The organism is Xanthomonas sp. D-109 (genome assembly GCF_017746095.1).
Lineage (GTDB): Bacteria > Pseudomonadota > Gammaproteobacteria > Xanthomonadales > Xanthomonadaceae > Xanthomonas_A > Xanthomonas_A sacchari.
The window spans coordinates 755,733-778,336 of record NZ_JAGHWV010000001.1 but is presented as its reverse complement, the minus strand read 5'-3'; the positions used below and the strand labels follow the sequence as shown (position 1 = coordinate 778,336).

Below are 22,604 nucleotides of genomic sequence, written 5' to 3'. Positions count from 1 at the left end.
CGCCTGCGCCCGCGCCATGCTCGGCGCGGACGCCGTGGCCCGGCGCCGCACAGGGAGATCCGCATGGCAGCAAAATCGGGCGCGTGGGCGCCGTTTCCATACGACGCCAAGGCCTACGCCTACGCCGGCGATGCGCTGAAGAAGGCCTGGCCCAAGCTGCACGCCGGCGACAGGGAACCCTACCCGGATCCGGCACGCGCGCAGGCGCTGCTGGATGCCGCCGGCAAGGCCGGCAAGGGCCACGACGCGCAGACCCTCTCGGCCGCGTTGATCGAGGCCTGGCGGGCCTTCCACCACGGGCAGTTCCAGCAGGCCTACGAGGCCGGCAAGGCGCTGGGCGTGTTCGGCGCCTCGGTCGCGGTCAAGGCGATCGGCATCCATGCCGGCTATCTGGTCGACGACGAAAAAGAGCAGTTGCAGCGGCTGCAGCAGGCCGCGGCGCTGGCCGAGGCGGCGATCGCGGCGCTGCCGGACGAGGCCAACAGCCACTACCGCCACGCCTTCGCGCTGGGCCGCTACAGCCAGGGATTGAGCATCGTCAAGGCGCTCAAGCAGGGCATCGCCAGCAAGGTGCGCACGTCGCTGGAAGCGGCGCTGGAGCTGGAGCCCAAGCATGCCGAGGCGCACATGGCGCTGGCGCTGTACCACGCCGAGATCATCGGCAAGGTCGGCGCGATGATCGGCGGCCTCACCTACGGGGCCAAGGCCGCGACCGCCGAACAGCACATCCAGCAAGCGCTGAAACTAGTGCCGGATGCCCCGATCGCCCACGTCGAACACGCCAACGTGCTGCTGTTGCTGCATGGGGACAAACGCGAGGACGCTGCCGCTGCGGCCTTCGAGCAAGCCGCCAAGCTCAAGCCGCGCGATGCGATGGAAGCCCTGGACGCGGCGTTCGCGCGCGACCAGTTGGAGTAGGCGCCGGCGCGACCTGGGCGTATCTCGATCCTATTGCGTAGGAGAGGCTTCAGCCGCGACAGACCTTCCCGTGAACGCCTGTCGCGGCTGAAGCCGCTCCTACGACAAATCACACACACGTAACCGGACGCACCGCGACGGGCGTAATCGGCGGCAGGAGGGCAATCACGCCCTTCCCGCCTCCGCCACGCCCCGCCGCCGCGACGCCGCATCGCGACCTCGCAGCGGCAGCCCGCATCAGCCTGCCGGCGGCAGCGCATAGGCGATCACGTAGTCGCCGCGCTTGGTCTCCATGAAGTGATGGCCGGCGGCGACGATGACCAGGTACTCGCGGCCGCCGACCGCGTACACCATCGGCGTGGCCTGGCCGCCGGCCGGCAGCTTGGCCTGCCACAGGGTCTTGCCGCTGGCCAGGTCGATCGCGCGGATCATGTCGTCGGTGGCCGCGGCGATGAAGATCAGGCCGCTGGCGCTGACCACGGCGCCGCCGTTGTTGGGCGTGCCGATCTCGATCGGCAAGCCGGAGTGGATGCCGAACGGGCCGTTGCCGCGCGCACTGCCGAACGGACGGTCCCACAGGGTCTTGCCGCTGGCCAGGTCGATCGCACGGATGCCGCCGTACGGCGGCTGCTTGCACAGCAGCCCGGTGAACGGCAGGCGCCAGCCGGCGTTGACGTTGATCGCGTACGGCGTGCCGGCCTGCGGATCGCCGGCGCCCTCGGCGCCGCCGCTGTCGCCGCGCACCTGGTCGCGCGGCGCCCAGCCCATCTTGTCGGCCTTGGCCCGCGGCACCAGCAGGTTGTAGTTGGGCATGTCGTTGTAGTTGGCGACGATCACACCCCGCCGCGGATCCACCGCCACGCTGCCCCAGTCCGAGCCGCCGTTGTAGCCGGGGTACTCGATCGAATGGCGGTCGGCTTCCGGCGGCGTGTAGATGCCCTTGTAGCTGGCGCTGCGGAACTGGATGCGGCACACCAGTTGGTCGATCGGGGTCATGCCCCACATGTCGCGCTCGGTCAGGTCGCGCTTGCGCAGCGAGTGGTAGAGCGAGAACGGCTGGGTCTTGGCGCGGCGCTGCGGCTCCACGCCGCCGCCCGGCACCGCGCGTTCCTCGACCCCGACCAGCGGCTTGCCGGTGCGCCGGTCGAGCACGTACAGCTCGCCCTGCTTGCTCGGCAGCAGCACCGCCGGCACGGTCGTGCCGTCGTGCGGGAAATCCAGCAACGTCGGTTGCGACCCCAGGTCGTAGTCCCACACGTCGATGTGGGTGGTCTGGAAATTCCACACCGGCTTGCCGGTGGTGACGTCCAGCGCGACCAGCGAGGTCGCATAGCGGTCTTCCTGCGGGGTGCGCGAACTGCTCCAGTAGTCGGCCGAGGAATTGCCCATCGGCAGGTAGACGTAGCCGAGCTGTTCGTCGCCGGCCGCGCTGGTCCACATGTTGGGCGTACCACGGGTCCAGGTCTGCCCCGGCGGCGGCGCGCCGGCCCAGTCCGGATGGGTCATGTCCCAGGCCCAGCGCAGTGCGCCGGTCACCGCATCGAAGCCCTGGATCACGCCCGACGGTTCGTAGCGCTTCTGTCCATCCAGCACCTGGTGGCCGGTGACGACGACCCCGCGCACGATGGTCGGCGGCGAATTGATCGAGACATAGCCGGGCGGCGTGGAGCCCATGCCGACGGTGATATCGACCTGGCCGTGCTGGCCGAAGTCCTCGCAGGGCTTTCCGTCGGCCGCATCGACCGCGATCAGGCGTCCGTCCAAAGTGCCTTCGATGATGCGCTGGCGGCAGGCCGTCGACGCCGTGGCCTGGGCGTCGGGCACCGCGTAATAGCTGACGCCGCGGCAGGCGGCGGTATACGGGATCGCCTTGTCCGCCACCTTGGGATCGTAGCGCCAGCGTTCGCGGCCGCTGCGCGCGTCCAGCGCGATCATCTGGTTGCGTGCGCTGCACAGATACAGGCTGTCGCCGATCTTCAGCGGCGTGGTTTCCGCGCCCCAGCGCTTGTCCGGCAGGTCGCCGGTGCGGAAGGTCCAGGCGGTACGCAACTGCGCCACGTTGTCCGGAGCGATCTGCCGCAACGGCGTGTAGCGGCTGCCGGCGTTGTCGCGGCCGTAGGCGGCCCAGTCGGCATCGGCAGGCGCGTCGGCCGGCTGCGCGCCGGTGCGCGGCGTCGCCAGCGCCGCGGCCATGCCGGCTGCATGCGCCAGCGTGCCGTCGGCCTCGGTCACGCCGTACGGCAGGAACGCCAGCGCGAACGCGCCGACGAACACCAGCGCCAGCACCACCGCGAGCGAGCGCGACAGCGTGCGCGAGAACGGCCGGTCCAGCCGCGGCAGCAGCAACGCCAGCAGCAACGCCAGGAACACCATCAGGCCCATGCGCGGCACCCAGCGCCAATAGTCGGTACCCGATTCCCATGCCGCCCACAGCAGCGACAGCAGGAAGGTCGCGGCGAACCACAGTGCGCCGCTGCGCCGGCCGCGCCACAGCTGCACGCCGGAGATCGCCAGGCCGAGGCCGGCGACCAAGTAGTACCAGGAGCCGCCCAGCGCCAGCAGCCAGGCGCCGCCAATCGTCAGCACTGCGCCGATCAGCGCGCAGACACCGCCGAGCAACCGCAGCGGCCAGCCGCCACGACGCTCGGTTCGTTCGAATTCGTTCATTGCCATTCCTCGCAGGACACGGCCACGCGGAACATCCGCCGTGGCAGCGGCGCGTGCGCGCCGCCTCGCGTTTATCCCAGGCCGCGAGTGAACATCACGCGTTTCCAGGCGACACACAGTGACACGCAATCTTGCGGTCTTCGTGATCCGGCGCCGACCTGGGCATCACACGGCATGTGCAGTGGAGAGCAGCGATTGCCCGAGTACATGGCGGCAGGCGATGTGGCGCGGCGGCGGAATGCGCGACTGTCGTGGCACCGCCGCCGGCGTGCCCGCGCAGCAGGTCGCCCGCATCGTCAATGGTCATTCCGAAAACGACGACGCCGGCGCGAGGCCGGCGTCGTCGTTCGCTCAGGCGTGGATCACGCCTGCGGCGGTGCTGCCTCGCCAGCGCCTTCGGCGGCGCCCTCCTCGCCCGGCAACCCGTCTTCCTCGACCAGCGAGCCGTCCAGGCGTTCCACCGCCTGCAGCTTCTCGCCCTTGGACAGGCGGATCAGGGTCACGCCCTGGGTGTTGCGGCCGACGCGGGAGATCTCCGAGGCGCGGGTGCGCACCAGGGTGCCGCCGTCGGAGATCAGCAGCACTTCGTCGCGGGTGCTCAGCAGCACCGCACCGACCAGCTTGCCGTTGCGCTCGCTGGTCTGGATGCCGATGACGCCCTGGGTGCCGCGGCCCTTGCGCGGATATTCGCCCAGCGGGGTGCGCTTGCCGTAGCCGTTCTCGGTCGCGGTGAGGATGTAGGCATCGGCCTCGTCGCCGTTGCGCGCCTCGGCATCGGCCTCGGTGTCCGCCGCGGTGTCGACGTCGTCGGCGTCCTCGTCCTGGCCCACGGCCGGCTCGGCCACGATCAGGCTGACCACGTACTCGCTCTTGGCCAGGCGGATGCCGCGCACGCCACGGCTGCTGCGCCCGGTCGGCTTGACCCCGCCGCGGCTCTTGCGCCGCGCGCCGCGGGCGTCGTCGCCCTCCTCGCCCGCGGCCTCGTCGTCGGCCACGGCGCCGTCGTCGGCACCGGCCTCGTCGACGGCCACATCATCGGCCTCGTCGTCCTTGGGCCGCTCGGAGAAGCGCACGGTCTTGCCGTTGGAGGCGAACAGCAGCACGTCGCGCTCGCCGTCGGTGAGCGCCACGCCGACCAGCGCGTCGCCCTCGTCGAGGTTGATCGCGATCTTGCCGATCTTGCGCTGGAACGCGAACTCGCTCAGCGGGGTCTTCTTGACCATGCCGTTGCGGGTGGCGAAGAACACGTAGCGGCCTTCGGCGTACTCGCGCACCGGCAGCACCGCCTGCACGCGCTCGCCGTTCTCCAGCGGAATCCAGTTGACGATCGGGCGGCCGCGCGCATTCGGCCCGGCCTCCGGCAACTGGTGCACCGGCAGCCAGAACACCTTGCCGCTGCTGGTGAAGGTCAGCAGCGTGTCGTGGGTGTTGACCAGCCACAGCTGGTCGATGAAATCCTCTTCCTTGGTCGCCGCCGCGCTGCGGCCGCGGCCGCCACGCCTCTGCGCGCGGTAGGCGCTGACCGGCTGGCGCTTGGCGTAGCCGGCATGCGACAGGGTCACCACCACGTCTTCCGGCGCGATCAGGTCGAGGATGTCCAGGTCCTCTTCGCTGTGGCGGATCTCGGTGCGGCGCGCATCGCCGTATTCCTCGCGGATGTTGACCAGCTCCTCGCGGATCACCTGCAGCAGCACGTCCGGGTTTTCCAGGATGCGGATCAGCCCGGCGATCGCCTCCAGCAACTGCTTGTATTCCTCGGTCAGGCGCTCCTGCTCCAGGCCGGTCAGGCGGTGCAGGCGCATTTCCAGGATCTGCGTGGCCTGCACTTCGGTCAGCTGGTAGCCGCCGCCGACCAGGCCGACGCCGCTGGGCAGGTCTTCCGGGCGCGAGGCCTCGGCGCCGGCCGCATTGAGCAGCGCGCCGACCAGGCCCGGTTGCCAGGTCTTGGCCAGCATGCGCTCGCGCGCCTCGTTCGGGTTCGCCGAGGTCTTGATCAGCTCGATCATCTCGTCGATGTTGGCGAGCGCGACGGTCAGGCCTTCGAGAATGTGCGCGCGGGCGCGCGCCTTGCGCAGTTCGAAGATGGTGCGGCGGGTGACCACTTCGCGGCGGTGGCGGACGAACGCCTCCAGCATCTGCTTGAGGTTCATCAACTGCGGGCGGCCGTCGACCAGCGCCACCATGTTGATGCCGAACACCGACTCCATCTGGGTCTGCTGGTACAGGTTGTTCAGCACCACGTCGGCGGCTTCGCCGCGCTTGACCTCGATGTAGATGCGCATGCCGTCCTTGTCGGACTCGTCGCGCAGTTCGCTGATGCCCTCGAGCTTCTTTTCCTTGACCAGCTCGGCGATCTTCTCGATCAGCCGCGCCTTGTTGACCTGGTACGGGATCTCGGTGACCACGATCGCTTCGCGGCCGTTGTCCTGGATCTCGATCTCGGCCTTGGCGCGCATGCGCACGCGGCCGCGGCCGGTGCGGTAGCCGGCGACGATGCCGGTGGTGCCATTGACGATGCCCGCGGTCGGGAAATCCGGGCCCGGGATATGCTCCATCAGGCCGTCGACGTCGATCTGCGGGTTGTCGATCAGCGCCAGGCAGGCGTTGATCGACTCGGTCAGGTTGTGCGGCGGGATGTTGGTGGCCATGCCCACCGCGATGCCGGCCGAGCCGTTGACCAGCAGGCTCGGGAAGCGCGTCGGCATCACCGACGGTTCCTGTTCCTTCTCGTCGTAGTTGGGCTGGAAATCGACGGTTTCCTTGTCGATGTCGGCCATCATTTCGTGCGCGAGCCGCGACATGCGCGCCTCGGTGTAACGCATCGCCGCCGCGGAGTCGCCGTCGACCGAGCCGAAGTTGCCCTGCCCGTCCACCATCATGTAGCGCAGCGAGAACGGCTGCGCCATGCGCACCAGGGTGTCGTACACCGACTGGTCGCCGTGCGGGTGGTACTTACCGATGACGTCGCCGACGATACGCGCCGACTTGTAGTAGGGCTTGTTGCTGTGCGCGCCCAACTCGTTCATCGCGAACAACACGCGGCGATGCACCGGCTTGAGGCCGTCGCGCGCATCCGGGAGGGCACGCCCCACGATCACGCTCATGGCGTAATCGAGGTAGCTCTTGCGCATCTCGTCTTCCAGGTTGACCTGGATGATTTCCTTGGCGGATTCTGCCATTCGGGTTCCGTAAGTCTGGTGGCGGATCGACCACGACGCCGGTCCGCGACAGGCGGGCCCGCCGCGGCCGCACGCCTAGGGCGCACGGCGGTCGATCGAACCGCCGGATTCTATCATGACGGGCGCCCGATTGCCCGGTTTTGCCGGCGCGAACAAGCACTTGCGCGCCTTCGGCAGCGCCCGTCGGGCGCCGCCGCAGTGCCCCGGCTCAGCCGCCGAAGGCGGCGCGCATGCGCGGCAGGTCGGGATGCTCGATCACCCCGCGCTCGGTGACGATGGCGTCGATCAGGTCCGCCGGGGTCACGTCGAACACCGGATTCCAGGCGGCGATGCCGTCAGCCACGGTGCGGGTGCCGCCGACGCCGAACAGCTCGCCCGGATCGCGCTGCTCGATCTCGATCTGCGCGCCGTCGGCGGTGTCCATGTCTACCGTGGACGACGGCGCCACCACCATGAACCTGACGCCGTGGTGGCGTGCGGCGATCGCCAGCTGGTAGGTGCCGATCTTGTTGGCGGTGTCGCCATTGGCGCAGATGCGGTCGGCGCCGACGATCACCCATTGCACCGCGCCGGTCTTCATCAGGTGCGAGGCGGCCGAATCGGCGATCAGGGTGGCGTCGATGCCGTCCTGCTGCAGTTCCCACACGGTCAGCCGCGCGCCCTGCAGCCAGGGCCGGGTCTCGCCGGCGAACACCTTGGCGATGCGCTGCTGGGCGACGCCGGCGCGGATCACGCCCAGCGCGGTGCCGAAGCCGGCGGTGGCCAGCGAGCCGGTGTTGCAATGGGTCAGCACGCCGCTGCCGGGCGCGATCAGGCCGGCGCCGAGCGCGCCCATGTGCCGGTTGGCGGCCAAGTCCTCCTCGGCGATCGCCTGCGCCTCGCGCTCCAGCACCGAGCGCCAGTCGCTGCCGGCCGCGCCAAGGGCGGTGCGCATGCGCGCCAGCGCCCAGGCCAGGTTGACCGCGGTCGGCCGCGCGGCATTGAGCCGTTGCAGGGCCGGCTCCAGCTTCAGCAGCGCCTCGGCGCCGTCTTCGGCCTGCACCTCGCGCGCGGCAAGCACGGTGCCCCAGCCGGCGGCGATGCCGATCGCCGGCGCGCCGCGCACGGCCAGGGCATGGATCGCCGCGGCGACCTGGTCGCTGTCGCTGCAGCGCACGTGTTCCACCGCGAACGGCAGCTTGCGCTGGTCCAGCAGTTCCAGCGCGTCGCCGGTCCACAGGATCGGGCGGATATGGTCGTAGCGGGCGTAATCGATATCGAGGGCGGCGTTCATCGCCCTATTGTAAACGCCGGCGATTGCGGATTGAGGACGCCGCGCGGCGTCGCAGCGCCGCGCCAGCGCTCAGTTGACGCTGAACTCGGCGCGACAGCCCTTGTCGACCCAGATACCGTCACGGTCCCAGCCCCAGCTGTCGTTCTGCACGCAAGGCGCGCCGGACAACTGCCGGCGCAGTTGCACATGGTCCTGGACACTGACCCCGCAGCGGCGCCGCGCCTTGCCCTTGGATTCGCACAGCACCGGCCGCGGCCCGGCGGGAAACCCGGACCCGTCGGCGGCACCGATCTCGAACTCGCCGCGGCAGCCGCGCGCGACCCAGATTTCGTTGCGGCGCACGCCCCAGCTGCGCTCCTCGCGGCACGGCACCGACGACAGCTGCCGCATCAACCGCACCGGCGCCCCGCGCAGCATCACGGGACAGCTTTCCAGGCGCCCATCGGATTCGCAGCGCAGCACGCGGCGCATCGCGCTGCGCGGCGCCTCCACCGGATTGGGACGGAATTCGGCGCGACAGCCCAGGGTGACCCACACGCCGGTGGCGTCAGAACCCCACTCGCTGCCGCGGATGCAGTCGTTGTCGGAGAGTTGCCGCACCAGTTGCACGCCCTGGTCGGTGGACATCGGACAGTGCACCCAGGTCATGTCGCGCGACTCGCAGCGCACTACCGCGGCATCGTACGCATCGGCGTCCTGCGCCGGCGACGGCATCGGCCACACGCTTGCCGCCAACCCCAGCCAACACCAGCCACCGAGCCCGTACGCCCACTTCATGCTTGGCTCTGCCCCTATGCCTAGAACCTGAACAACGAAGACCTGCTGGCGCGCGGCGTGCGCATGCCGAGCCCGATCAAACCATCATCGGTGTGGACAACGCAACAAGACGCCGCGAAAACACGTGACGGCCGGTTCAGGCATGCGCGAAATCGTAGGCGAGCACGTCCCCGATCTGCGCGGTGCCGCGCATCGCCATCAGCAGCCGATCTACACCCACCGCCACGCCGGCGCAATCGGGCAGCGCCGGCAGCGCCTGCAGCAGGCGTTCGTCCAGCGGCGGCAGCACCGCGCCGCGCGCCTGGCGCAGCGCGTGGTCGCGCAGGAAACGCCGGCGCTGCTCGGCGGCATCGTTGAGCTCGTGGTAGCCGTTGGCCAGTTCGTAGCTGCCCAGGTACAGCTCGAAGCGCTCGGCCACCGGCGGGTCGCCGTCGCGCACGCGCGCCAGCGCGCACTGGCTGGCTGGCCAGTCGTGGACCACGGTGAGGCGGTCGACCGGGAACGCCGGCTGCAGGCGGTGGGTCATCAGCAGGTCCAACCAGTCGTCGCGACCAAGACCGTCGGCATCGATGCGGATCTCGCGCAAGGGCTGCTGCAGCGCTTGCAGCGGCGCGGCGAACGGATCCAGGCCCACGCCCTGCAGGAACAGCTCTCGGTAGCTGAGCACCTGCAGCGCGGCGCTGCGCCCGACCAGCGCCAGCGCCGTGCGCACCAGTTCCACGGTTTCCTCGATCAATTGCCGGTGATCCCAGCCGACCCGATACCACTCGAGCATGGTGAACTCGGGATTGTGGCGGCCGCCGGCCTCGCCGTTGCGGAACACCCGCCCCAGTTCGTAGCAATCGCCGATGCCCGCGGCGAGCAGCCGCTTCAGCGGGTACTCGGGCGAGGTGCGCAGCCAGCGCAGCGCCGGACCGGCGTCGACATGGCCGCTGAAGCGGGTCTGGAAGCTGTCGATGTTCGGCTCGGTGTTGCCGGCCGCAGACAGCATCGGCGTTTCCACTTCCAGCACGCCGCGCGCGGCGAAGAAGCCGCGGATGGCGGCATTGAGCCGGGCGCGCAATTGCAGGGCGGACAGCAGGTCCATCACTGCGCGATGTCGAGCCGGCGGCTCAGTTGGTCGCGCGCATCGTCGCGGTAGCCCAGGCCCAGGTACAGGCGCTTGGCGGCGGCGTTGTGGTGGTTGACCTCCATCCGCAGCACATCCACGCCCAGCGCGCGGGCGCGCGCCTCGACCAGTGCCACCGCGCGCCGTCCCCAGCCGCGGCCGCGCGCGGCCGGGCCCAGATACAGCTCGTCGAGCAGCAGATAGCGCCCGCCCAGTTCGACGCTGAAGCACGCGGTGACCAGCGCATAGCCGACCACCGCGTCGTCCGGCGCCAGCCACAGCAGCGCCTCGCCCAGTGCCGGCTGCGCCAGCAGCGCCTGCAGGCCGCGCGTCACCCGCTCGGCGTCGAACGCGATGCCGTCCTCGGCGTAGAACGCCTGCAGCATCGCCAGCAAGGTCGGCTGGTCGGCAACGCCGGCGGTGCGCCAGCGCAGTTCGTCCTGCACCGTGCCTAGCGCACTCATGCGCCCTGTTCCTGCGTTTGCAGGAACGCCAGCAGCTGCGCCTCGTCCCACACCGCCACGCCCAGCTCCTGCGCCTTGTCTAGCTTGGAACCGGCGGCCTCGCCGGCGACCACGAACGCGGTCTTCTTCGACACGCTGCCGGCCACCTTGGCGCCCAGCGCCTCCAGGCGTGCCTTGGCCTCGTCGCGGGTCAGCGCGGTCAGCGTGCCGGTCAGCACCGCGGTCTGCCCGTCCAGCGGGCCGGCGCGGCGCTGGGTCTGCGCCGGCGCGGCGTCGAGCAGTCGTTGCATGGCTGCCTCGGCCTCCAGCAAAGCCTGCTTCTGCGCCGGATCGGCCAGGTACGCGGCCAGGTTGGCGGCGCCGGCCGTGGACAGGCCGGCCCCGGTCCAGCCACTTTCGTTGGCGCGCAGCAACGCGTCCAACGTGCCGTAGGTGGCGGCCAGGCGCTGCGCGCTCTTGCCGCCGAGCTTGTCCACCGGCAGCGTGCCGAGCAGATGCGCCAGATCCAGGCGCTCGCGCAGTTCCGCCGGCGGCGCGCCCTCGTCGGAAAAGCGAATGCCGGCGGCGATCAGCGCATCGACCACCGCGGCGTTGCCGGGCTGCTCGAAGAACGTGGCGATCGCGCGCGCCACCTCGCCGCCGATGTCCGGCAAGGCCTGCAACAGCACCGCGGGGGTGCTGCGCACGAACGTCAGCGACCCCAGCCAGTAGGCAAGCGCCTTGGCCGTGGTCTCGCCCAGGTGCGGAATGCCCAGCGCGAACAGGAAGCGCGGCAGGGTCGTGGCGCGGCTGGCGTCGATGCCGGCGACCAGGTTCTCCGCCCACTTGGTCGCCAGCTTGCCGCCCAGGTCCACTGCCAGGTGCGCGCGCAGGAAGTCGGCGCGCCGCCACTGGGCGGCCTCGTCCTCCAACGCGTCGCGGCCGGCCGCATCCAGCGCCAGCGCGCCCTTGCTGTCCTCCAGCGCCTGCAGCAGGTCGGCGGCAGTGGCCGCGTCCAGCGCGGTCTTCATCCGCACCAGATCCTCCACGCTCAAGGCGTACAGGTCGGCCAGCGACTGCACGAAGCCGAACTCGACCAGGGCATCGGCCTGGCGCTCGCCCAGGCCTTCGATGTCCATGGCGCGGCGCGAGGCGAAGTGCCGCACGGCCTCCTTGCGCTGCGCCGCACAGGCCAGGCCGCCGCTGCAACGCCAGGCCACCGCGTCCTCTTCCTTGACCAGTTCCGAACCACACACCGGGCAGGTCGCCGGCATCGTCCACGGCGCGGTGCCCGGCGGACGCCGTTCCTCGATCACCCGCACCACTTCCGGGATCACGTCGCCGGCACGGCGCACGATCACGGTGTCGCCCTCGCGCACATCCAGCCGCGCGATCTGGTCGGCATTGTGCAAGGTGGCGTTGGTGACGGTGACCCCGGCGACCTGCACCGGCTCCAGCCGCGCCACAGGGGTGACCGCGCCGGTGCGGCCGATCTGCACCTCGATCGCGCGCAGCACGGTGGATTGCTCCTGCGCCGGGAACTTGTGCGCCAGCGCCCAGCGAGGCGCGCGCGAGACGAAGCCCATGGCCTGTTGCTGGTCGTAGTCGTCGAGCTTGTAGACCACGCCGTCGATGTCGTACGGCAAGGTGTCGCGGGCGGCGCCGATGCGGCGGAAATAGGCGATCAGGCCATCGAAGCCGGTGGCGGTATCCGCCTCCGGGGCGACGGGGAAGCCGTAGTCGCGCAGCAGTTGCAGGGTCTGCGAGTGGGTTTCGGGCAGTTCCAGGCCGCGCACCTCGCCCACCGAGTAGGCGAAGAACGCCAGCGGCCGGCGCCGGGTCACCGCCGGATCGAGCTGACGCAGCGAGCCGGCGGCGCCATTGCGCGGGTTGGCCAACAGCTTTTCGTTGCGCTCCAGCGCCTGCGCGTTCCACGCGGCGAAGGCGGCGCGCGGCATGTAGATCTCGCCGCGCACTTCCAGCACCGCCGGCGGCGGCGCGCCGAGGTCGCGCAGCTTCAGCGGCACCGAACGCACCTGGCGCAGGTTGGCGGTGACGTCCTCGCCGGTGCTGCCGTCGCCGCGGGTGGCGCCCTGCACGAACACGCCATCCTCGTAGCGCAGGCTGATCGCCAGGCCATCGAGCTTCGGCTCCACCGAGAACACCGGCGCGGCCAGCTCGAGTTCGCGCTCGATGCGGCGTTCGAAATCGGCGACCTCGGCGAAGCGCGTACGGTCGTCGGCGTCCTCGGGCACACCCGGGGTTTCGAAGGCATTGGCCAGCGAGAGCATCGGGATCGCGTGGCGCACTTCGGGAAAGCCGCCATCCGGGCGCGCACCGACCTTGCGTGTGGGCGAATCCGCGCTGGCCAACTCCGGGTGAGCGGCTTCCAGCGCCTCCAACTCGCGCATCAGCGCGTCGTACTCGGCATCGGGAATCGACGCATCGTCGAGCACGTAGTAGCGGTGGTTGGCGTCGTCGATGCGCTGGCGCAAGTCGGCGACACGCTGCTGGGGATCGGGGGTGACGGTCATGCGCAGCGAAAAGGCGGGTAACGGAGAGGGGGCGATAGTAGCTGGAAGGCGGGGATGGGGGAGTCGGCTTGACGGCCGGACGGCCGGGATTGGGGATTGGGGATTCGCAAGAGCCCGAGCTCGGACTTCTGGTGTCGGCGGCGGTCGGACCCTCATCCGCCCCTGCGGGGCACCTTCCCCCAAGAAGGGGGCCATGGTCCCGAGGGGAGAAGGGAGAAGCCAAAGCCACTCTCCCATCGGGAGAGGGGTTGGGGTGAGGGTCCGGAGCGCGAAGCGCCTCGCCGATCTGACATTGCGAGGCTACGCCCGTACCCTCATCCGCCCCTGCGGGGCACCTTCCCCCAAGAAGGGGGCCATGGTCCCGGCGGGAGAAGGGAAAGCCGAAAGCCCCTCTCCCATCGGGAGAGGGGTTGGGGTGAGGATACGGAGCGCGCAGCGCCTGCACCGATCTGGCAGTGCGTGGCTTCGCCCGTACCCTCATCCGCCCCTGCGGGGCACCTTCTCCCGAGGGGAGAAGGGAAACGCCGAAGCCCCTCTCCCGCCGGGAGAGGGGTTGGGGTGAGGGTACGGGGCGCGCAGCGCCATCGACGTCACCACCCGGCTTTTGCCAATCCCCAATCCCCAATCCCCAATCCCGGCCGCAAGCCCATCCCGAAATCCCAAATCCCGAATCCGGGCCCCTCACTCCCTTGCCGCGCCATTAACACCTCGTTAACGTGACCTCCCCCGCCCGCTCTGGAGAGCCACGTGTCGCTACCGGTCTCGCGCCGTTCCTTCCTGTCCCTGGCCACCTCCGGTCTGGCGCTCGGTGCCGTGGGCCTGGCCCCCGTTGCCGAGGCGGCGCGGCGCAAGGCAGCCGTCGCCGCAACCGCGACACCCGGCGTGGCGCCGGCCGCCGGCACGGTCTACCTCAACTTCAACGAATGCCCGCTGGGTCCGGCGCCCGCCGCGCTGGCAGCCGCACAGGCGATCCTGCCGCGCAGCGGGCGCTATCTGTTCGAGCTGTCGGACGAGCTGATCGCCGCTTTTGTCGGTCAGCAGCGCCTGCCGACCGACCACGTGGCGGTGTATCCCGGCTCCAGCGAGCCGCTCGCGCGCGCCGCGCGTGCCTTCACCTCGCCGCGCGCCGGCGTGGTGGTGGCCGATCCGACCTTCGAGGCGGTCGCCGACGTGGCCGCCGCGCACGGCGCGCCGGTGCGACGGGTGCCGCTGCGCGCCGACGGCGCGCACGACGTCAAGGCCATGGCCAGCGTCGATCCGAATGCCGGCCTGATCTACCTGTGCAATCCGAACAACCCGACCGGTTCGATCACCAAGCGCGCCGACATCGAATGGTTGCTGGCCAACAAGCCTGCCTCCAGCGTGCTGCTGGTCGACGAGGCCTACCTGCACTACAGCGAGGAGCCGTCGGTCATCGACCTGATCGGCCAGCGCCAGGACCTGCTGGTGCTGCGCACCTTCTCCAAGCTGTACGGCATGGCCGGGCTGCGCCTGGGCCTGGCGGTGGCCGCGCCGGGGCTGCAGACCAAGCTGGCCGCGTTCGGCGAGAATCCGGTGTCGGTGCCTGCGCTGGCCGCCGGCATCGCCAGCCTGCAGGACCTGCAACTGGTGCCGACCCGCCGCGCCGAGAACGCGCGCATTCGCGACGCCACCATGGCCTGGTTGCAGAGCAAGGGCTACAAATGCCTGCCGTCGCAGGCCAACTGCTTCATGGTCGACGTCAAGCGCGACGGCGCCGCGTTCGCCGCGGCGATGGCCAAGCAAGGCGTGATCGTCGGCCGCAGCTGGCCGATCTGGCCGAAGCTGGTCCGCGTGACCGTCGGCACCGAAGCGGAGATGCTGCGGTTTCGGGAGGCGTTTGGGAAGGCGCGCAAGTAGCTTGGGGGCCGGGAATCGGGAATGAGGAATCGGGAATCGTAAAAGCGGGTTATCGTGCGGCTGAGGCGTGGCTGGTTTTGCCCTGGCATTCCCGTGCCCGGTTCACGATTCGCCAGGTCTGGCGTAGCGCTCCAGGAGTGGTGAGTCGGTACTGGGTGCTATCAAGAGAAAAGCCAGCGGTCTCAGTGGCCTCGACGGCGGTCGTACCCTCATCCGCCCCTCCGGGGCACCTTCCCCCAAGAAGGGGGCCATGGTCCCGAGGGGAGAAGGGAAAAGCTCGCATCGCGGTCAGCACCAGGAAATCGCTTTTACGATTCCCCATTCCCGTTTCCCTATTCCCGGCACCACGCTACCAGCGCGGCGCCTTCGTCAACGGCGGTGCCTGATGCTGGCGGTCGTAGGCGCGCAGGTCGTCGCGGATGTGGGCGATGCGCTGGCGGCCCAGGGCGTTGCGGCTGTCGTCCAGGACCACGCCGTCGAGCAGTTCGCCCATGCGCTGTACGGTCGGCAGCATCTTCTCCCAGGCGTCGAGCGCGGTCATCGGCGCCGGCAACGTCAGGAAGAAGGCGATCGCCGGGGTCTCCATCTCGCGGATGTGCGCCATGTCGAAGCTGCCCGGCTTCATGATGCTGGCCATGCTGAAGATCGGGCCGCGCTCGGGATGCCCTTCCACCAAGCGATGGAACACGTTCATGTGGCCGAAGGTCAGGCCGGTCTTCTCCGCCGCCACCACGATGTCCTCGCCGCGCAGTACCTGCCCGGCGCGGGCGGCGACGTACAGCGAGACGATCTTGTCGAAATCCTGGCTCGGGCGCTTGCCGAGTTCGGCGCCGGGCGCCTCCGCGGCGGGCAGGCCCAGTTCGGGCTGGCGCGCGTCGCCGTCGACACCATCGGCGGCCAGCGCGTCATCGCCGACCGCCGGGGCGGCGTCGCCCAGCGAGGGTTCGCGGCGCGGCGCGGCCGGATCGGCCGGCTCCACGCGCCGGCCCTGGCTCGGTTTCTTGGGGCGGCCGAACAGGAAGATCGCCGCAATCAACAGCAAGCCGGCGGCGAGGATGCCGATGCGTAGCATTGCCATGTCGGACATTCAGGGGTTACTCCGGCAAGGGTGCACAGGGGGAAAATAGCTGCCTGATGCGCACGACGTCTGCCCGTACAGCGACAGCGCCTCGACGCGCATCACGCCCTTTAGCATGTCACGTCAGGCCGCGCCCGCCAAACGCGCGGCCTCCTCCAGGTCCACGCTGACCAGGCGGCTGACGCCCGGTTCGCGCATGGTGACGCCGCTGAGCTGGTGCGCCGCCTCCATCGTCGCCTTGTTGTGGCTGACGAACAGGAACTGCACCTTCTCGCTCATTTCCTTGACCATCGCCGCCAGGCGGCCGACGTTGGCCTCGTCCAGCGGCGCGTCGACCTCGTCGAGCAGGCAGAACGGCGCCGGGTTGAGCTGGAAGATCGCGAACACCAGCGCCACCGCGGTCATCGCCTTCTCGCCGCCGGACAGCAGCGAGATGCTGGACACGCGCTTGCCGGGGGGCCGCGCCATGATCGCCACGCCGGTGTCCAGCAGGTCCTCGCCGGTCAGTTCCAGGTAGGCGTGGCCGCCGCCGAACAGGCGCGGATACAGCGCCTGCACGCCGGAGTTGACCCGGTCGAAGGTGTCCTTGAAGCGACCACGGGTTTCGCGGTCGATCTTGCGGATGGCGTCTTCCAGGGTCTCTAGTGCGGTATTGAGGTCGACGTCCTGCGCTTCCAGGTATTCGGCGCGCTGCGCGGCCTCGCCGTACTCGCTGATCGCCGCCAGGTTGACCGGCTCCAGCCGGCGCATGCGCGCGTCGATCTGCTGCACCGCCTGCTCCCACTCGGCGGGGTCGGCATGTTCGGGCAGGCCGTTGATCACATCCTCGAGCGCGAAGCCGGCCTTGACCACCGCCGCCGACAGCTGCTCGGCGCTGAGCACCAGCGCCTGCTGGTCGAGCCGGCGCTGGGCGATGCGTTCGCGCTGCGCCAGCGCCTGCTCGTCGCGCTGCTGGCGGGTCTGTTCCAGACCGCGCAGTTCGTTGTCGATGCCATCCAGCAGCGTGCGCGCCTCGCCGAGCGCGCGGTCGGTGCGCACGCGCTCGCTGAGCGCGGCCTGGTGCTCGGCCTCCAGCGCCAGCACCGGCGAGTCGCCCTCGTTCAACTGCGCGCTGAGTTCGCCCAGGCGCGCGTCCAGCTGCCCGCGCTGGTTGCCCATGCGCTCCAGTGCCTGACTCAGCGAGGCGATCTGGGTGCGCTGCGACTCCAGGGTCAGGGCCAGCGCGTGCGAGGCTTCGCGCACCCGCCGCGCGGCGTCGCGGGCCAGGTCGCGCGCCTCGGTGAGCTGGCGACGCTCGCTTTCCAGCGCATGCCGCACCGATTCCAGGTCGCCCATGCTGGTGACCGCGTCCTCCAGCTTGGAGCGCGCCTCGCGCGCCTGCTCGCGGCTGCTGTCCAGGGTCTCCAGCAGTTGCGCGACCTCCAGCTCGATGCGCTCGATGCGGGTGCGCGCGGCGTCGACCTTGCCTTGCTGACTCTGCAACTGTCCGGCCAGTTCGGAGGCGCTGCGGTGCGCCTGGTACAGCTGGCGCTGCGCGTCCTCGCGCTGCTGCTCGCCGGCGAGCAACTGCGCGCGCATCTCGCCGAGGCGGTGTTCCAGGTCGGCCTCGCGCTCCTGCAGCGTCTCGATCTGGCCGCGCAGGCTCTGGATCTCGCGCTCGCGCAGCAGCGCGCCCTGCTTGGCCGCGCCGGAGCGCGACACGCGCAGCCAACCTTGGCCCAGGCGCGCGCCGTCGCGGGTGACGATGGAGTCGCCCTCGCCCAGCTGCGGCAGCAGCGCGCGCGCCGCACTCAAATCCTCGGCCGCGTGCAGCCGCGCCAACAGCCGGCGGATCGCGATCGGCCCCTGCACTTTGGCCGCCAGCGAGGTCGGCGCGAAGGTCTCGGCCGCCTCCTCGCCGCTGACCAGGGCGATGCGGCCTTCGCCGAGTTCGCCCAGCGCGTCGACCAGTTGTTCCGGCGCCTCCACCAGCACGCCTTCGATCAACTGCCCGAGCGCGCCTTCGACCGCGTTCTCCCAGCCGCTCTCGACGTTGAGCCGTTCGCCGACGCGCGCCGCCGAATCCAGCCCGCGCGCCTGCAGCCAGGCCACCGCCGCGCCCTGCTCCTGGCCGAGTGCGGCCTGCTGCAGGGTTTCCAGCGACGACAGCCGGCCGCGCGCGGCCTGCGCCTGCTTGCGCACGTCGGCCAGTTCGGCCTGCGCGCTGCGCTGCTGGTCCTGCAGCGCCGCCACCGCCTGCTTGCGCGCCTCGACCTGCTCGGTCAGGCCGTCCAGCGCGGCGCGCTGGGTCTCGTGCTGCAGTTCCAGTTGCGCGAACGCCTCGGCCAGCGCGTCCAGGTCCAGCCCGGCGCGCTCGGCCAGCAGCGCCTCGCGGCGGCGCTCGGCCTCCAGCGACTGCCGGTCCAGGTAATCGACGCGGGTGCGCTCCACTTCGCCGGCGCGCGAAGCTTCGGCGGTGTTGCGCTGATGCGATTCCCAGCGCTGCTGCCAGTCGGCCAGGCGCGCCTCGGCCTCGCGCAGCGCTTCCTGCTTGTATTCGTTGTCTTCCTGCAGCTGCTCCAGCTGCGGGCCGGCCACGTCCACCGATTCGCGCAACAGCGCCAGCTTGGCTTCGTCGGTGCCGATGTGCTGCCCAAGCTCGGCCAGCGCCAGTTGCGCCTCGTCGCGCGCCTTGTGCAGGCGCTGCGACAGGTCGCGCTGGTGCTGGATCTGCTGTTCGATCCGGGCCAGGGTGCTGCCGACCTTGTAGACCTCGGCCTGCGCGGTGCTCAGCGCCTCGGCGGCCTCCTCGCGGCGCACGCGGCCGGTCTCGATGCGCGCTTCGGCATCGCGCTGCTCGGCGATCAATTGCTGCAGGCGCGTCTCTTCCTGGCCCAGCGCCTCGCGCAGGCCCTGCAGGCGCCCGTCCAGGCCGCGGTATTCCAGCGCCTTCCACTGCGCGTCCTTGATCCGCCGTTCCTCCTGCAGCGCCTGGTACTGCTCGGCCTGGCGCGCCTGGCGCTTGAGGTGCTCGAGCTGCTTGCCGATCTCCTCGCGCAGGTCGCCCAGGCGCTCCAGGTTCTCGCGGGTGTGGCGGATGCGGGTCTCGGTCTCCTTGCGCCGCTCCTTGTACTTGGAGATGCCGGCGGCCTCCTCCAGGTACACGCGCAGGTCCTCCGGACGCGCCTCGATGATCTGGCTGATCATGCCCTGCTCGATGATCGAGTAGCTGCGCGGGCCCAGGCCGGTGCCCAGGAACAGGTCGGTGATGTCGCGGCGCCGGCACTTGGTGCCGTTGAGGTAGTAGCTGCTGCTGCCGTCGCGGCTGACCTGGCGCTTGACCGAGATCTCGTTGAACGAGGCGTACTCGCCGGCGATGGTGTGGTCGGTGTTGTCGAAGATCAGTTCCACCGTGGCCTGCGACACCGGCTTGCGCGCCGAGGAACCGGAGAAGATCACGTCCGTCAGCGAATCGCCGCGCAGTCGGCTGGCCGAGCTTTCGCCCATCACCCAGCGCACCGCGTCGATGATGTTCGACTTGCCGCAGCCGTTCGGACCGACGATGCCGGTCATGTTGGTCGGCAGGTGCAGCGTGGTCGGATCGACGAAGGACTTGAAACCGGACAGCTTGATCGTGGAAAGGCGCATGGGACAAAGGATTCCAGTGCCAGCGCGGTGGCCGCGGCACCTCTGGTGTTCCGGGAAGAATCCATGCGCAAGCCATTGATCGCCAAGGACAGCAGGCTTGCGGCACGGCAGTCGCCGACGAGTATAGCCGGCCACGCGGGAAAGCCGGCTGCAAGCCCCGCGGCGTGGCGTACCGCGCAGCGGCGGCGCGGTACGCCAGTAGGCTCAGTCCGGCAGCCGTTGCAAGGCCAGTTGCCGGACCCGCCCGCTGCTCATCCGCAGCCCCTGCGCATGCCCTTGCGCGTCGCGCAGCAGACGCAGGTTCCAGCCCTCGCCGCGGAAGGTGTCCAGGCCGGTCGGCTGCAGTTGCGTGCGTTGGCCACGCGGATCGACCCACAGCAGATGCCCATCCTCCACACGCAGGGCGATGTCCAGCGCCAGTTCGGCGCTGCGATAACGTCCGGCAGCAGCAGCCAACGCGGCCGCGTCCGGCTGCCAGGACGGCGCTGGCTGCAGGCGCGCCGGCCGGTTGCCGGGGCGCTCGACCTGCAGTGCCACGATGGCGCCGGCACGGTCGCGTTCGACCTGCAGGAGCCGGCCGTCGTCGGCACGCAGGCGATCCGGCGCCATCGGCGCGTAGCGGCGCTCGCCCAGGCGCAGCAGGCCGCTCTCGCGGCGCAGCTCGACGATGCCGTCGCTGGCGAGATTGCGGTAGCGCCCGGGCAGGTCGTCGGCCAGCGCCACGACCGGGGCAGTCGCGGCCGGCGACGCTGCGGCCGGCGGCATGAACAGTGCGGCGAGTTGCGGCCCCAGCGCTTCGGTATCGATCGATCCGGCGTTGCATAGCATGGCGATGGACAGGTGCAGCGACGGCAGCCTCCCCAACCACGCGTGATAGGCGGCGGTGGCGCCGGCGTGGCTGAGTGCGGCAACGCCATTCACCGGCTCCAGTTCCAGCCCGAGGCCGTACGCGACCGGTGTGCCGTCGACCAGCGCCCCGGGTTCGGCCATGCGCGCACGCCAGCCACCACCCACGTCCAGCGCCGCATTCCAGCGCTGCAGGTCGCCGACGGTGGTCAGCAGGCCGCCGGGGCCGATCACCTGTTCGAAGGGCATGTCCAGCCGCCATTGCCCTGCGTCGTCGTGCGCATAGGCCTGGGCACGGCCCGGGACCACGCTGCGGTAGTCGCTGCGCCAGCGCGTCCGGCGCATGCCCAGCGGCGCGAACAGCAACCGCTGCGACAGGGCCTGCAGGGAATCGCCGCCGGCGCGCTCGGCGACCCGCGCGGCCAGCAGGTAGTTGGAATTGCTGTACAGGTACTCGCTGCCGGGCGCGAAGTTCAATTCACGCTGCGCTGCCAGCAGCGCCAACACGTCGTCCATGGTGTAGGCGCGGGTACCGCGCGGCCAGCCGCTGAGCGCCACCAGGTCCGACCATTCGCGAATGCCGCTGGTGTGGTGCAGGAGCATCGAGACACGGATCGGCTGGTACAGCGGCGGCAGTTCCGGCAGCCAGCGGCGCACGCTGTCGTCCAGCGACAGCGCGCCGCGCTCGGCCAGTTGCGCCAGGAGCGCGCCGACCACCTGCTTGGACACCGAACCGGCCTCGAACACCGTGTCGAACGCGATCGGGCTGCGGGTCTCCAGATCGGCCAAGCCGTAGCGGCGCATCGCCAGCGGCACGCCAGCGCGGCGCACGTCGACCACGCAGCCGGGGCTGTCGGGGCGATCCACCGCGGCGAACAGCCGGTCCAGTGCGGCACTGGACGCGGCAGCGGACGGCGGCGACACGGCTGCCGCCAACAACAGGACAGGAACCAGCATGGGCGACCTCCGTCGCGATCAGGGAGGTCCCAGGCTGCCGTCCAGCGCCGCTGGCGGCGCCTCATCGGCCGTCGCTGCGGTCGCCTGGCGGCTTTTGAGACGCCAGGCCGAGGGCGACAGGCCGCCATGCGCGCGGAAGGCGCGGTTGAAGCTGGCCTTGGAGGCGAAGCCGTGGTCCAGGGCCAGGGCCAGCAACTCGCGGCGCTCCTGCGGATCGGCCAGCGCCCGCTGCACCGCGGCCACGCGCATCGCATTGATGGTGGCGTTGAAGTGGGCGCCGGCGTCGCGCAGCGCGCGCGACAGGCTGCGTTCGGACGTGCCCAGGCGCCGCGCCACCTCGCCCAGGGTCAGCCCTTCCTCGCGCCACCAGCCGGCGGCCTCGATCCGGGCGATCCAGCGCTCGGCGCGGACCGCGGCAGCGGCGCTCGCAGACACCGGATCCAATGCCGGCGCGGTCTCGGACAGCGCCTCGCCCTGCCCGCCGGACGCGTGCTCGGGCGGCGGCGCGGATGCCGCCTCCTGCGGTTTCGGCCCGGCGAAGCCGGCGTGCTTCCAGCCGAGCAGGCCGAGCAGATAGGCCAGCACGCAGGCGCCGAGCATCAGCGGGGTGCGCGCGGCGTAGCCGAGCCGCGTCACCGCCAGGCTCCAGGCCAGCAGCCCCAGTGCCGCCATCAGCAGCACCGCGAACAGCGCCAGCATCGCCCGCAACCAGTCCAGCCGCCAGGCGTCGCGGTCGGCGAAGTGCGCGTCCAGCCAGGCCTGATAACGCTGTTGCCGACGCCAGGCCAGGACCAGATACGGCAACGCCAGCACCAGGATCGCGGCCGTGCCCAGCGGCTCCACCCAGGCCAGGTGCGCACCGCTGTACCAGTTCCACTTCTGCGGCATCGGCAACAGGAAACAGATCGCCTGGTACAGCCACTGCAAGGCGGCCGGCAGCAGGTGCCAACGCCAGCGCGCCGGCAGCGGCCCGGTCATCGCGGTCACGTAGAGCCAAAGCAGCGGCGCCAGGCCGGCGGAGAGGTCCAGCGGCAAAAAGCTCAGGGCCGGATGGCGGTCGTAGGCTCCGGCGTAGCCGAGCAGGTAGATCGACAGGCGCGTAGCCACGATCAGCAACATGCCGGCCAGCAGCCGGTTGGCGAGGCGATTCTGCCGCTGCCAGCCCAGCAAGACCGCCAGCAGCAAGGCGTTGAGGGTTCCGAGCGCGAACAGGACGGTCATGCGCCGATCATCGCGCCGGCCCCGCAGCCCGGCAATGTGCCGCCACCACGCGGCGGTGCGCGCCACAAACGCAACGGGCGCCCGAAGGCGCCCGTGCG

13 protein-coding genes are annotated in these 22,604 nt (G+C 70.5%); 2 read left to right on the top strand and 11 right to left on the bottom strand.

The window, feature by feature from the left end; genetic code table 11:
- Positions 1 to 63 precede the first annotated feature (63 nt).
- The gene (locus J7357_RS03275) at positions 64 to 918 is read left to right on the top strand and encodes a hypothetical protein (protein WP_209244817.1); all 855 of its coding nucleotides are present in this window, start codon (positions 64 to 66) and stop codon (positions 916 to 918) included.
- Between the two features lie 237 nt (positions 919 to 1,155).
- Here the strand turns inward: J7357_RS03275 and J7357_RS03270 are convergent, their stop codons facing one another.
- The 7 genes from J7357_RS03270 to ligA all read right to left on the bottom strand — a co-directional run bounded on the left by J7357_RS03270 (position 1,156) and on the right by ligA (position 12,899).
- Entirely contained in the window at positions 1,156 to 3,585 is a 2,430-nt protein-coding gene (locus J7357_RS03270) for a membrane-bound PQQ-dependent dehydrogenase, glucose/quinate/shikimate family (RefSeq protein ID WP_209244816.1), read from the bottom strand.
- Positions 3,586 to 3,947: 362 nt separating this feature from the next.
- A complete protein-coding gene (gene gyrA / locus J7357_RS03265; RefSeq protein WP_209244815.1) occupies positions 3,948 to 6,764 on the bottom strand; it encodes a DNA gyrase subunit A in 2,817 nt (938 codons plus the stop codon).
- A 208-nt stretch (positions 6,765 to 6,972) separates the two neighbouring features.
- Positions 6,973 to 8,037, bottom strand: a complete 1,065-nt coding sequence (mtnA, locus tag J7357_RS03260; protein ID WP_209244814.1) for an S-methyl-5-thioribose-1-phosphate isomerase — start codon at positions 8,035 to 8,037, stop codon at positions 6,973 to 6,975.
- A 69-nt stretch (positions 8,038 to 8,106) separates the two neighbouring features.
- Entirely contained in the window at positions 8,107 to 8,751 is a 645-nt protein-coding gene (locus J7357_RS03255; protein WP_019801324.1) for a DUF3011 domain-containing protein, read from the bottom strand.
- A gap of 199 nt (positions 8,752 to 8,950) precedes the next feature.
- Entirely contained in the window at positions 8,951 to 9,901 is a 951-nt protein-coding gene (epmA, locus tag J7357_RS03250) for an EF-P lysine aminoacylase EpmA (RefSeq protein ID WP_209244813.1), read from the bottom strand.
- The gene (locus J7357_RS03245) at positions 9,901 to 10,386 is read right to left on the bottom strand and encodes a GNAT family N-acetyltransferase (RefSeq protein ID WP_209244812.1); all 486 of its coding nucleotides are present in this window, start codon (positions 10,384 to 10,386) and stop codon (positions 9,901 to 9,903) included. The genes epmA and J7357_RS03245 overlap by 1 nt, the downstream gene beginning before the upstream one ends.
- Positions 10,383 to 12,899 carry an NAD-dependent DNA ligase LigA gene (gene ligA / locus J7357_RS03240; protein WP_209244811.1) on the bottom strand — a complete coding sequence of 839 codons (2,517 nt, stop codon included), beginning with the start codon at positions 12,897 to 12,899 and terminating at the stop codon, positions 10,383 to 10,385. The genes J7357_RS03245 and ligA overlap by 4 nt, the downstream gene beginning before the upstream one ends.
- A 747-nt stretch (positions 12,900 to 13,646) precedes the next feature.
- Between ligA and J7357_RS03235 the strand changes: the two genes are divergently transcribed.
- Positions 13,647 to 14,777 (top strand): pyridoxal phosphate-dependent aminotransferase, encoded by a 1,131-nt coding sequence (locus tag J7357_RS03235; RefSeq protein WP_209244810.1) that lies wholly within the window; start codon positions 13,647 to 13,649, stop codon positions 14,775 to 14,777.
- Positions 14,778 to 15,126: 349 nt separating this feature from the next.
- Here the strand turns inward: J7357_RS03235 and zipA are convergent, their stop codons facing one another.
- From zipA to J7357_RS03215, 4 genes are all read right to left on the bottom strand, one after another.
- Entirely contained in the window at positions 15,127 to 15,864 is a 738-nt protein-coding gene (zipA, locus tag J7357_RS03230; protein ID WP_010342533.1) for a cell division protein ZipA, read from the bottom strand.
- Positions 15,865 to 15,978: 114 nt separating this feature from the next.
- Positions 15,979 to 19,482: a chromosome segregation protein SMC gene (smc, locus tag J7357_RS03225; protein WP_209244809.1), complete on the bottom strand. Its 3,504-nt coding sequence runs from the start codon at positions 19,480 to 19,482 to the stop codon at positions 15,979 to 15,981.
- Between the two features lie 204 nt (positions 19,483 to 19,686).
- Positions 19,687 to 21,285, bottom strand: coding sequence for a serine hydrolase domain-containing protein (locus J7357_RS03220; RefSeq protein WP_209244808.1), 1,599 nt, complete (start codon positions 21,283 to 21,285; stop codon positions 19,687 to 19,689).
- An 18-nt stretch (positions 21,286 to 21,303) separates the two neighbouring features.
- Positions 21,304 to 22,506, bottom strand: a complete 1,203-nt coding sequence (locus J7357_RS03215) for an AraC family transcriptional regulator (protein ID WP_209244807.1) — start codon at positions 22,504 to 22,506, stop codon at positions 21,304 to 21,306.
- Between the last annotated feature and the right edge of the window lie 98 nt (positions 22,507 to 22,604).